This is a genomic window from Micromonospora sp. NPDC048999 (assembly GCF_040649295.1).
GTDB lineage: Bacteria > Actinomycetota > Actinomycetes > Mycobacteriales > Micromonosporaceae > Micromonospora.
The window spans coordinates 1-11,648 of the sequence record NZ_JBEZFI010000076.1 but is presented as its reverse complement, the minus strand read 5'-3'; the positions used below and the strand labels follow the sequence as shown (position 1 = coordinate 11,648).

At 65.6% G+C, this 11,648-nt stretch carries 12 protein-coding genes; 7 read left to right on the top strand and 5 right to left on the bottom strand.

Annotated elements, in window-relative coordinates; all coding sequences use genetic code 11:
- The first annotated feature begins 245 nt into the window (after positions 1-245).
- Both AB0C02_RS32845 and AB0C02_RS32840 read left to right on the top strand, forming a co-directional pair.
- Positions 246-1,058 (top strand): tyrosine-type recombinase/integrase, encoded by an 813-nt coding sequence (locus AB0C02_RS32845; RefSeq protein WP_357553110.1) that lies wholly within the window; start codon positions 246-248, stop codon positions 1,056-1,058.
- A 154-nt stretch (positions 1,059-1,212) separates the two neighbouring features.
- Positions 1,213-1,704, top strand: a complete 492-nt coding sequence (locus tag AB0C02_RS32840; protein WP_357553109.1) for a hemerythrin domain-containing protein — start codon at positions 1,213-1,215, stop codon at positions 1,702-1,704.
- An 18-nt stretch (positions 1,705-1,722) separates the two neighbouring features.
- Here AB0C02_RS32840 and AB0C02_RS32835 read toward each other — a convergent pair whose 3' ends face one another.
- The 4 genes from AB0C02_RS32835 to AB0C02_RS32820 form a co-directional block, all read right to left on the bottom strand.
- Positions 1,723-2,412 (bottom strand): SMI1/KNR4 family protein, encoded by a 690-nt coding sequence (locus AB0C02_RS32835; RefSeq protein WP_357553108.1) that lies wholly within the window; start codon positions 2,410-2,412, stop codon positions 1,723-1,725.
- Positions 2,413-2,499: 87 nt separating this feature from the next.
- Positions 2,500-2,919, bottom strand: coding sequence for an MmcQ/YjbR family DNA-binding protein (locus AB0C02_RS32830; protein WP_357553107.1), 420 nt, complete (start codon positions 2,917-2,919; stop codon positions 2,500-2,502).
- Positions 2,920-3,234: 315 nt separating this feature from the next.
- Complete coding sequence (locus AB0C02_RS32825; protein WP_357553106.1) at positions 3,235-5,205, bottom strand: zinc ribbon domain-containing protein; 1,971 nt, start codon at positions 5,203-5,205, stop codon at positions 3,235-3,237.
- A 167-nt stretch (positions 5,206-5,372) separates the two neighbouring features.
- Entirely contained in the window at positions 5,373-5,870 is a 498-nt protein-coding gene (locus AB0C02_RS32820; protein WP_357553105.1) for a DUF2199 domain-containing protein, read from the bottom strand.
- Between the two features lie 200 nt (positions 5,871-6,070).
- Here AB0C02_RS32820 and AB0C02_RS32815 point away from each other — a divergent pair, with 200 nt between their 5' ends.
- The 3 genes from AB0C02_RS32815 to AB0C02_RS32805 all read left to right on the top strand — a co-directional run bounded on the left by AB0C02_RS32815 (position 6,071) and on the right by AB0C02_RS32805 (position 7,180).
- On the top strand, positions 6,071-6,415 hold the full coding sequence (locus AB0C02_RS32815; protein ID WP_357553104.1) for a hypothetical protein: 345 nt from the start codon (positions 6,071-6,073) through the stop codon (positions 6,413-6,415).
- Positions 6,416-6,599: 184 nt separating this feature from the next.
- Positions 6,600-6,872 (top strand): hypothetical protein, encoded by a 273-nt coding sequence (locus AB0C02_RS32810; RefSeq protein ID WP_357553103.1) that lies wholly within the window; start codon positions 6,600-6,602, stop codon positions 6,870-6,872.
- A complete protein-coding gene (locus AB0C02_RS32805) occupies positions 6,872-7,180 on the top strand; it encodes a hypothetical protein (RefSeq protein ID WP_357553102.1) in 309 nt (102 codons plus the stop codon). Before AB0C02_RS32810 ends, AB0C02_RS32805 begins: the two co-directional genes overlap by 1 nt.
- Positions 7,181-7,467: 287 nt before the next feature.
- Here the strand turns inward: AB0C02_RS32805 and AB0C02_RS32800 are convergent, their stop codons facing one another.
- Positions 7,468-8,124: a hypothetical protein gene (locus AB0C02_RS32800; RefSeq protein WP_357553101.1), complete on the bottom strand. Its 657-nt coding sequence runs from the start codon at positions 8,122-8,124 to the stop codon at positions 7,468-7,470.
- A 1,934-nt stretch (positions 8,125-10,058) separates the two neighbouring features.
- On the opposite strand from AB0C02_RS32800, the gene AB0C02_RS32795 reads away from it, so the two are divergent.
- Both AB0C02_RS32795 and AB0C02_RS32790 read left to right on the top strand, forming a co-directional pair.
- On the top strand, positions 10,059-10,610 hold the full coding sequence (locus AB0C02_RS32795; protein ID WP_357553100.1) for a hypothetical protein: 552 nt from the start codon (positions 10,059-10,061) through the stop codon (positions 10,608-10,610).
- Positions 10,611-11,007: 397 nt separating this feature from the next.
- A complete protein-coding gene (locus tag AB0C02_RS32790) occupies positions 11,008-11,421 on the top strand; it encodes a hypothetical protein (protein WP_357553099.1) in 414 nt (137 codons plus the stop codon).
- The last annotated feature ends 227 nt before the right edge of the window (positions 11,422-11,648 follow it).

Genomic DNA, 11,648 nt, shown 5'->3' with positions numbered 1-11,648 from the left:
GTACGCCTCGTCGCCGGGCCGTCGCCGATTCCGAGTCATGGATCGAGTATCCCAACGAGCCCCCCAACACTCACGGAACGCCCGCTTCTGCCGCTCCGGGTGGACTGGTGTTCATCGCCGGTGGTAACGCACGGTGATGTATGACTATCTCTCCTGCTTCGGTTTCCGGTGTCGTACCTGGCGATCAACTCGTTGTACGGGCCACGGTGTCGGCCTTCCTGGGCCGTTACCGTAGCCAGACTCACGTGCACACCAAGTCCGACCTGCGAGTCTTCCTCCGCTGGTGCGCCGACCACGACCTGGACCCGCTGATTGCGGCGCGGGTGGACATCGAGCGGTACGTGCGCTGGCTGCAAGATGTACGCCGGTACCAGCCCTCGACGGTGTCCCGTCGACTGTCGGTCGTGGTTAGGTTCTACCGGGTCTGCGTCATCGACGCGATCCTGGAGCACTCGCCGGCCGACTATGTCCGCCGGCCCCCGGTGCCGACCGAGTCGCCGACCCTCGGACTAGGGCACCTGCAGTTCGAAGCTCTGATCACCACCGCCCGGAAGTCCCCGAACCCAAACGATTTCGCCCTGGTAGCGCTCCTGGGCCTACTCGGGCTGCGGATCTTCGAAGCCTGCGGGTCGAACATCGCCGACCTGGGCGAGGAACACGGCCACCGGGTCCTACGCGTACGCGGCAAAGGCGGCAAGGTCGTCCTCGTCCCGCTACCACCCGCGGTGGCCCGAGCCATCGACCCGGCCGTCGACGACCGCACCGCCGGGCCGATCCTGCGCAACACCCATGGCCGGCGGATGGACCGACACGCCGCAACACGCCGGATCAAACACCTCGCCCAGGCCGCAGGCATCCGGATACCGAGGACGCACCCGCATATGCTGCGCCACACCTTCGTGACCACCATGCACGACGCCGGCGTCAGCCTCCGCGACGTGCAGATCACCGCCCGCCACGCCGACCCCCGAACCACCACGCGCTACGACCGAGCACGCAAGAACCTCGACCGGCACCCCAACTACATCCTCGCCGCCTACATGGCCTCCGGAACATGATCAGCCCGTTCGCGACTCTGCCGAGATGAGGATGCGCGTCGGCGGCCGGTCGAGCTTGCGGCTCCGCCATGCTCATGATCGGATAGTGGCAGCATCGCGTGCCGGTGGCGGACTGCGTCAGGCATGGAGGTGCGGAATCGAAGGGCCGCCATCAGTGGCTTCCCACGACCGCGACCGTGCAGTCGCGTGCAGCCTGCAGCTCGCGCAGGCACATCAAGAACTGCGTCGCCAGATCAACGAGCTCCAGGCGGGTCTGGGGCAGCAACGACCGGACGACGACGTACTGGTAACCCATTGCCTGACGTTCTGCGCCGCGTTGGCGTCGCATCATCAGGGCGAGGACACGGGGATGTTCGCCGAACTACTGCGGGAGCGCCCCGACCTCGCGGGGACCGTCGCCAACCTCGTCGAGGACCACGAGATGATCGCATCGATCCTGTCGCGAGTAACCGAACTCGCTGACCACGCCACCCGATCTCACGGTCCGGCGTTGGAAGCGATCGGCCGCGAGCTTGACGGACTCGCGGCGATCATGGAGTCGCATTTCACCTATGAGGAACGAACAATCAGCGAGGCGCTCGACGGTGGGATACCTGACACAGGTTGGTCCGACCTGGTGCTCAGGTTCCGCGATGACGTGCACTGACATGCCGCCGTCCGTGCGCTACGGCGTGTTCCGGCTTGATCGGCACCGGGTTAACTCTTCCGCCTGTTCGAGCCAGCGCCGGTACCAGCGCGTGAAACCCGTCGGGCTGCCGTCGGGCTCGTGCAGAGGCCGGAACCCGCCGTCGCTGGCGGTGTCGTCCGCCCACATCTGACCGCGAGCGGGTCCACTGACGACGAGGGCTTCGCGGTAGGCGCAGCCGAGGTGACAGAGATAGAGCAGCCCGGTGGAGTGTTCGGGCGAGAAGACGACGGCTTCGTGCTGCTGCCAGTAGGCGTCTTCAGCCTCGTAGAACTTGTCTTCGGAGTCGAAGTCCGCCTCATCGGGCGGATCCGGCAGGTCGTCTGCGGGGTTGAAGGCATCGGTGTGCGGGAACGGCTGGCTCAACGTTTCCAGGTCGGTGAGATCGGCGCCGTCGCCTTCCCAGCGCCAGCGGCCGTCTACCCGATGGACGGGAAAGAGGCCGTACGCCGGGCCCGTGCTCCCACGACTGACCTGTACGAGAAAGGACCGGTACTCGGCAGGTAGCTCGACATCCAGCTGTGATTCCAGCTCGGCCAGCTCATCCGTGGTCAGAGGCGGCTCGCATCGCCATTGATGTCCGTCGGCTCCGAAGACCTTGTCGGCATACGGGCGTGTTGACAATCTGGCTAGGCGGTCTGGTACATCCGACCAATCCGAGAAGATCACGGCAACACTCTAAACGTGTGCTGCAGCGCGCTCTCATGCCGCCGATGCGCGCTCAGCGGACGGGGGTGGACGACTGGGCGCTGCCGATCAGCTGCTCGGCGAGGAGAAAGCGACCCGGGTGACAAGGAACTTCGGGGCCATCTCGCAGTAACTGTCGGTGATCAGTTCGGCAATCTCGGTCCAGTCGGTGTGGCCACCGAGGAGGGCGCCGGCAACGTTACGGCCCCACTCGGCGCGGAAGAACGGGAAGCCGTTGGCGGTCAGGCCGAGCAGGTCGTTGGCGGGCACGCGAAACGTCATCAGGATCAGCGCCTCGCCGGCGATCAGGTGCCGGGGGTACGCCGAATGACGTTCCGGGCGCGGCGCGTAGACATGTGCGAATGTCCGCGTGCGGATCCGCCAACGGACGCCGATCCAGGCCGGTTCCTCGTACGCCTCGGGCAGCCGTCGGCAGATCGGTCGTAGCTGGTCCAGGATCTCCGGTGGCACGTCTCCAGGGCCGGACATAGGCCGACAATAACGGGTCATCGGCGAACTTCGCGCACCGGTCGCTCGCCGCAGGTTCGAGAGCCTGAGAAGCCGGGCGATGAAAAATCCGGACGGTCCACGGGGTCGGCGCGGCCAGACCTTGATGTTGGTCCCGGTGCCGCGGCCGAGATTGCCGGAGCCAGTCATTATGGGAATGACGCGGTGTGCTCAGCGAGTCACGAGAACAACGGCGTCCAGGACGCCTGCACGACCATGATTAGCCATACGGAACTGCCGCCGACTGCGCGGTAGTGCCCATCACCGTTAGTTAGCCCGCCGCCATAGCGTCGCAGATCAGCTAAGCGATCCTGTGTCGGAGTAGGTTTCCGGGATCGTTTCCCACCTGGGTGGGGTGGCGTGGGCGTGGAAGTGGAATCCCGCGCCCAGCGCTGCTCCTCGTGGTTGGTGGCCGGTGGTGGGTGCGCTGGTCGTGGTCACGTTCTGGTGCCGGTGGGCTGCGCGGGGCAGCCGCCGGTCCGTTGGTGCGTGTCCCTCCGGACGCTTGCCCGCCCGGCCGTGAGGTCGGGTGGGGGAGGGTGCCCTGCGTCGCCTGGGCGCGGGGCGTGATGGCTTACGTGCGGTGGGGCCGGTCTTCGACCGGTCCATCCCGCTGGCTTTCGTGGTGGGGGTGACGACGGCCGCGGTTTCGAGGGTGTCCACGACCGACCGGATCACCATGGCACCGCTGGTCTTGTCGGTGACGGTCTTGGCCTGATGGGTGAGGCCGCGGGCGGCGATGCGCTGCCAGGCGCCGTGGTCGCGGTCGCCCTGCCACCGGCAGGACTGGTGGGGGCAGACGGCCCACTTCCACCCCGCCACCGTCGGCTTGTCAGGGGCCTTACGATGCCGCAGCGGGGTCAGACACTGCGGGCAGTGTTTCGAGGTGTTACGGGCGGGAACCGTGACCACCGCGATGCCCTGCTCGGCGGCGAGGTGTCGGATGCGGTCGGCGATCTTCCCGCGGACCTGCTGGGACAGGCGCGTGTTCAGGGTACGGCCCATACCCCGGGCTTCCATCGACCGCAGATCTTCCAGGTAGATCACGCTGGCCCCGGCCGCGATCGCCTGGTCCACCGCCCAGCGGGCGGCGGCCCACGCGAGGGCGTCGTTCAGGTTCGTGCGGCGGGCGGACACGTGCTGGATCTCGTCGCGCAGGACCGCGTGTTTCGCCCGTAGGTGTTCGTCGGGGCGGCCCTCGATGAGCCGCTGGTAGTGATCGGCCTTGGCATTCAGCCGCTCACTCTGCCGGCGCAGCCGATGCTGCTTCGCCAGGACACCGGCGGCGCGGAACTGGCCACCGGCCCCGAACGCGGTGATCCGACCGTCCGTCTCCAGCCGGACGGTTCCGGCGGACAGGAGGGTGTTCAGGCCCCAGTCCACGCCCAGCGCCACCTCATGCCCGGCGCGCTTCGCCTTCGGCACCGGATGCGTGTAGGCGAGATCGGCGCGCACCTTCCCGTCGGTGACGCGCAGGGTGGGTAGGTGCAGCACTGCGTCCGCTGGAACCGTGGGTGGCAGGCTGATCGGGCAAGCCACCCACGTCCAGTCCCGATACGAACGCGGATCCGCCCGAGTGGGCAACTGCAGGCGCAGCAGCACCCTGCCCGGGTCGGTGTCACTGCGTTCGATGGTGGCCTGCTGCCGGTCACACGCGGCCAACAACAACATCCGCGCAACCCTCGGCACGCCTTCCAACTCGAACACATCCACCGGCAACCGACCATTGGTGTGGAGGAACGCGGCGACCTGCCGGGTACGACCCTTGATCACACTGGACGCCAGGCCCTGCCCGCCCGGGATCGCCGCGCGGAGCTGCTCCCACTCGACGGCGGTGCGCTTGCGCGGATCGGCCGGCCACGTCGACAGGATCCCGCCGGTCAGGTCGGCACGCCACTTCACCGACCGCAGGACACGCCCCGCCTGCTCCTGGACCATCCGCACGATCCGGTCATTGACCTTCACACCTGCCGGAACAGTGGCCGTCCAGCCCAGCCGCCGCAACGCCATCCACGCATTCGACGGCAACCTCCGACCACCCGCATCCACCCCAGAGGCGAGCACATCAACACCCACACGGTTGCAGTGCGCACCAAGCAGGGCGCCCACCATGCCCGCCACCAGATCAGCACACCAACCAACACGCTCCGCCAGCACCGCCCGGGACACGACATCCCCGGACACCTCATCCACACCCGTCCGCAGCAGCTCACGAGCACACGCGGTCCGCACCGCCTCGCCTGAAGCCAACGCCAACTTCCGGCTCACCCGCCACCGTCCTGACACCACCCGGACTCGAATAACAGACAAGCCCGGCTCTCCGCCGACCGCATCCCCAACAAAACGCCCGACAACGGAAATTCTATGACCACTGTGGATCAGTAATCAAATTGCTTAGCCTGCGGCTGGTGACCGCGCGGAGGTGGCAGCGTAGGTCACACCTGGCCTGTCGCAGTGAGCACGAGATCGTGTGGCCATTCATCGCGCAGAACACGATCAAGCTGTGGGTCCTCTGATCGATCGCAGTACGGTGTCTCGTCGGGGTCGCGCACCACCGTCCCAACAGGTGCCGCCAGCATGCCCCAGGGTGGGATCGCGTTCGCGAGCCAGCCCGTGAGCCGAAGGTCGCGATACTCGGGTTCCCACCACACAGCAAAGACGGACCGCAGCTCACGGGGGTCGACCGCGAGCCAGACACCGAACGTGATGGTATGACCGTCGGTGAGTTTGATCGGAAGCAGCGCGCGAACGAAGGCCCCGACGTTCGGGACCTGCATCATCACCGAGTCGCGGGCGTTGCCGTGGCTCATCCAGGTGCCAGGTGCCGTCTCCTTGCCGGGCGCGTCGAGCACCGGGTCGGGCAACGTGAAGCGGACATGCCGGTTGTGTAGATCAAGGGGACGCCCGCAGGAGGGACAGCTGGCAGCGGTCACCGCGCGAGTATCCCACTCCAGGAATCCCAACCTGAACCGCCGTCAACATCCTCTCTTTGCGGCCGACCGCGCGTCGCAGATAGTGACCGATCGGTCGTCTGCTTCCGCTCGCGGTACTGCCGACGGCTGGACCCCGGCGCCCGGCGTCGGTGATGTGGTTGGTTTCGATTTCGCAGTACACGGCGTCGTAGGCTCGGGGCATGCACAGCACCCTGACCGAGCACGCCCGCTGCCTCTACGGCGACGAGTACCAATCGAAGCCAGGGTGCGATCGCGAACACCGGGAGCACTACTTCGTCGAGGAGCTGACGTTCGCGGACGCGGATGTCATCCTCGCCATGTTGCGGGAACTGTGCCCGAATCTGGTCGACGGCTACCTGCCGGTCTGGATCCGCAACCTCGCATACCGTCTTGTCCTCCTGCAGCGACCAGACGAACCGTCGCTCATACGAGAGGCGGCCGGCAGCCTCTACATGCACGGCCCCGACTGGGACGACATCGCGGCAGACCTCCGGCGCCAGGCCGACGCGCTGGAAAGCCGGTGATCGTGACAGATCATGTACGTCGGGACCTGCTGCACCAGGCCAAGGTCGGGTGCGCGGATATGCCGCGAGGCGCTCGTCACGGTAGGTAACCGATCTGCCGGCAGCGGCTGATTCCAAGGCATCACCGCCGGCCGATCTGGCGACACGCTGGGCGTTTGTCAAACGAACGTTTTACACTGGCCTCGTGGGTTACGACTGGCTTCCCGAGGCCCTGGCCGCACTGGTCGGGGTTGAGCCGTACGAGGTCGCGCACGTGTTGTCGGCACGGCGGCGCGTGCCACTGGCGGCCACCAGCGGGGGCGTTCCATTCATCGCGGTCATGGGGCGCACCCAGGCCGGCCGGGCGCTCGTGGTGGCGGTCCGCAAGGTCGGCGACTTCGACCAGCAGATCATCGGGGCCCGGGAGATGACCGCAGCGGAGCTGAAGCGGTTCGAGGCATGGGAGGCGAACGCGTGATGAGCGAGGACGTGGTGCGGGCGGCCGAGGCGTTCGCCCGTGGTGAGGTCGAGTACGACGAGACGGCCCAGGTCGAGTTGCCGCCAGCGGCGGACACCGAGCCGATGGTGATGCGCGGGGTGCGCCTACCAGTGGACCTGGACAAGCGGGTACGCGACGCGGCCGACAACGCCGGTGTGAAGGCGTCCGCCCTGATCCGTGAGTGGATCGAGGTGGGGCTGACCGAACTGGAGAACGATCGGCCCGTGTCCCTGTCCGCGCTGCGCCGCGCGATCGCTCACGCCACCCAGGCCGGCCGCGCCGCCTGACGGTCCACGCCGGGCCGCTGCGGGCCTGTCCGGGTCGCGCCCGTGCGGGTGGCGGCTCGCGAACTCGCGGAACCTGACGGACCTGTCCGACTGGCATCGGAACGAAAAGTGGTGCCCGGTCGGTGTTGCGCCGGTTCTCGGACGCGTGGTTCGCCGCGGCGAAACGCCGCGAGGACGGTGACCCGACGGCGATGCCCGACCGTGGCTGTTCGGGATCCTGATCAAGGAGATCTCGCACTATTGTTGGTGGCCAGTTGTGATTCCTCGGGTACGGCCACCTTCGCTCGTCACTCTCTGTGATCGGAAGCCGGGGGTTCTGAACCCTGCGCGGCATCGGCAGCGGTCCGGACGTACTGAGCGACCGTCAACAGGTCTCGCGTCCGGAAGTAGGCGGCCTGGTCGTCATGCCACAGGCCGGCCTGAATACGGTGCTGGAGCGCCTCGACGGCGGCGGCCAGATGCTGCCGTTGGGCGGGCGTGAGAGGTCCTCCCGTCGCGAGGCATGCGGTGACGCAGGAATCGACCTGCGACGCGATCGGGTCGGGCCAGGTCAGCAGTGCGGGCAGGCGCTTGCGACGCCAGACCGTCAAGGCATGCACGGCGGCCTGCTGCGGTGCGCCGTACCAGCATCGAGGGCCAAGGTGGGGGTTCGGATCGTGCGGGCGAGGGCTTCGCTGCCCCCGATGCTTGGCGGCGCGGCGCTGCGCGGCGTACTCGCGGAGTTCGGCGTGCCAGCCGGCCCGGCTCGCGCTCAGGGCGTCGAGCGCGCGCAGCAGGGCTACCTCGTCACGCTCGAACGGCCCGGCCACCACTCGCAGGAAACTCAGGGTCGCGTGGAAACCGATCGGCCGGTACAGCTGCACGCAGGACCGTAGTGCCGACACCCGGCGGCGATGGGGCAGCGCTGGGTTGCGAACGTGCCGGGCGTAGGTGCTGAAACTCACTCCGGCGACGCTAGTCCGGACGGACAACCACGCCATCCGCATATCCACTCAGGGTAATCGGGCGCGGCCAGATGGCTCCCCGCTCACTGGCCGCCCACACACTATCGGCGGCGAGAACGGGCGCACTACCGCGCTATGGCTCGACGCGACCCAAACGATGTGGCGCCCGATCAGGCGAAGCGGGCGGTGGCTGGCGCGGCGACGCACGCACTTCGGGCGCCGCTGGCCCGGGCCATCGCCGACCTACCAGCCGGAGATCGTGACGTCCTGCCGCTCAGACGCCCAAGCCGTGGTGTCCTTACAGGCGCCCCGCTCTGCATCGGCGTCATCTCCGGCGCCCATGAAGGCCTCGCCGCCGCCCGCTCCCGCGGCCGCGTCGGCGGACGACCCACCGTCGTGAACCCCAACCTCATCCGCGCCGCCCGCGACCAACTACCCGACCCCGACGCCGGCATCGCCTCCATCGCCCGACTCCTCTGCGTCAGCCCGGCACCGTCCGAGCTCGGCGACGGCGGGGCCGCGGACGGGCAAGCCGTTGCAAGATCAACCAGACGACCGGGTTCAGCTCACCGCACGGCCTGTCGGTGCGGAACTGCCCGTTGACCAAGAACGGAACGACACGCCGATCAATCGGCTGCGCGCCGAAGGTGTCCCGATCGAGGTAGACCCCATCGAAATATAAGCCAGCGGGCAACCGGCATGGATCTTGGCCAGAACAGCCAAGTCATCAGCATCAGCGTCGGCGTTGCGCGGCGTCCACTCGCGGCGCGAGGGTAGCTGGCCCTTTGACTACGCTCCGCGTTGGCGTGCGACCCGAACGCACTCGGATTTGCCGAGCTGAGTGCGACGACCATGACCTTTCTCTGATCGATCAGATGCCTGCCATGATCGAGATGTCAGTGGCAATTACTTCTCGACTCGCCGCGGTTAGCCAAACGGGGATGCGATTTGTCGCCTATCCGACCGACCGCAGGTACATATCCCCGGCTACAGTGGTCTATCGTGCTCGGTGCAGTCGAGACGGTTTGCAGCAATAACCCACCCCCGGACCTCACCCGTGAAGGCTCGATCTGTGCAGGTGAACGTAGAGCGCGAACCAATAGCTGATAAGTTCGAGTGGTGGTATCTTCACATTATATCCGGACATATCGCAGTAACGATTACCTTGCATGCAACGGACTTGCTAGGCGATCGCCGAGACGCAGCCTATCTATCTGTTTCCTGTTACGACAACGACAAGAAGGTCACCACGGAGCGCCGCATTGTCGTCGCAACTCCCACGTCAGGGCCGGAGGCTAGGCTCGTCGCGGACGGCATGCTTTTGGATACGGATCTCGGATTGGAAGTGAATCTGTCTGCAGATGGCCTCCGACTCAGATGCCGCGTTTCGTGCCATTTCAGCAACTGGGTGGCAGGCAGGTCGGAGCTAGCGGTGGATTCGGCCACGGGCCGGTCCTCGCACTGGTCTGTACGCATGCCGCACGGTAGGGCTTATGGAAGCTTGCAGATCGATGGACAGGCCTTGGTTAAACTATCCGGCTGGGCATATCAAGATCACAATTGGGGCGACCTGCCACTTTACGAAACCTTCAGGGCGTGGGGATGGATAGCTCTTAGTCAAGCTGCGGGCGACTTCGTTGAGGCTATCCTCTTGCATCACGATGGCCGCCTCGACGTCCGTGGCCCAGCTCGGCAAGGTTTGAGCGAAGTGGGATCGACGACAATGGGAGGACTAAGAGTGCTCGATCCCCTCTGTCGTCGGCTAGAGCCGTCGCAGCGTATCCGAATCCTAAAGATCCGGAGATATCGCCGCAGCCCGTCGATCTCCGCAACGTACCGAAGGTGGGTTGTGATCGAGGAGGGATTGTCGGGGCGGGTCCAGGGACTTATGGAGACCTGCACGTTCGAGACAAGACAATAGGATGAGATAGTCAATGATCGCATGGCTACTTCAGTACGGTGTCCAGCTTTTCTTCGGGTTTACGACGCTGGCGCTTGGCGTAATAACAATCCGCCAGAAGGTCAAGGAAAATCGCATCAAGGTCGAGCAAGTGGTAGGAAAGGACAGAAAGGCCGCCCTCTTCTTGACGCGCGAACCGCTGGTACTAGCCCTTGCGAATATGTATAAGGTGGCCGAGCCAGGCGACACAATCTGGGGACAATGCGTTGGGTGTGACGACTACACTCCGGCCGTACGCGACGCGGTCTTGCGAGCGGCTGGCTCTGGAGTGTCGTTCAAGATCATCGTAAACAAGTACGCTCCTACTCTTGCGGACTTCCGCAGCATCTTCGACCCTGTAAGCTCAGCTGAGCTGGTCGAAGGCTCAGACAATGCAATACGAGTGCAGGGCCTAAGCTCCAAGGTGGTCGTAATTAGCATCCCTGAAATGATCGCCTACACAGGGATCCAGGTGAGCGATCCTTATGTCGTGGGCATCGTTAAGGAATGGTTCGATCGCAGGTTTCAGGCGCTGCAGGTGCCGTAGCGCCGCTCACGATCAGTTGACCGCATGCTCTGCCGCCGAGGGGTTTGATCCACGTCTCTCAATTGCCCAAATGGGCCGATGGGCCTGCGTGGAATCCCTGTCATGGAGATGGCCAGTAGAATGGCACGCTCACACCGGAAAGACACCCTCGTGAGGATGCAAGGCACAAAGCGACGCGGCAGTGCCCTACGAGCACACTCTCGTGCCGCCGGTCGTGCACAGGGACAAGCCACGGCCTCACTGCGATCTGAAGCTGGCGGCCGAGCGGCCGCCGCTTTCGCTGACCGTAACGTCCGGCCCGGCGATGGCGCGCTGCATCCCAGAGTGGTAGACCCGCTTCAGCGCCGATTCCTTCGGCGGGAGTAGCAAATCGACACCACCGAACAGAGGACAATCGATGGCTGGTTACGGACGTAGCGACGAGGAGTGGGACCAACTGACCTCCGTCGGCTTGGAGTTCCTCGTTGAACGAGCACGCCTTGAGAAGACAACGACATACACGGAGCTCGACGCCACCCTCCGTCGGCGGACCGGCATACGCGGATTCGACTTCGAGCAGGACAGCGAACGTGCCGCGATGGGACACCTGCTCGGTCTGATCGTGGAGCGCAACCATCCGACGACCAACCTTCTGATATCGGCCCTGGTTCAGTACCTGAACACCAACGATGCCGGCCCCGGCTTTTACGCCTTGGCGGGCGAGTTAGGGATGTTGCCACGCCGGTCGTCTGCAATGGCGAAGCAAGCGTTCTGGATCGGACAGCTCAACGCGCTGTATGTCTATTACGCTGCCAGGCGTCCGGGTTCCTGAGATTCGGATAACCTCGCCCAAGGCCAGCGATCCCGAGCGTCACGTAACGTGAGTGTGGAAGGCACGCGGGCACGCCCGGAACTGCCGAATTGAGGGCGTTGCTTTGGGTGGCGTGGCTGGGTCGTTCGGTTCCGTCGTTGACCGCGTACCGCTGCCGGGTGAGCTGGTGTGGGGTCACCCGGCAGCGGCGGTTACGCCGTTAGCCGTGCGTGGTGCAGGATTGCGGC

Coding starts and splice junctions, on each gene's coding strand:
- AB0C02_RS32830 (WP_357553107.1), bottom strand. CDS start 2,919: ATGTCCGGCCCTGGAGACGTGCCACCGGAGATCCTGGACCAGCTACGA.
- AB0C02_RS32815 (WP_357553104.1), top strand. CDS start 6,071: ATGCACAGCACCCTGACCGAGCACGCCCGCTGCCTCTACGGCGACGAG.
- AB0C02_RS32805 (WP_357553102.1), top strand. CDS start 6,872: ATGAGCGAGGACGTGGTGCGGGCGGCCGAGGCGTTCGCCCGTGGTGAG.
- AB0C02_RS32795 (WP_357553100.1), top strand. CDS start 10,059: ATGATCGCATGGCTACTTCAGTACGGTGTCCAGCTTTTCTTCGGGTTT.
- AB0C02_RS32790 (WP_357553099.1), top strand. CDS start 11,008: ATGGCTGGTTACGGACGTAGCGACGAGGAGTGGGACCAACTGACCTCC.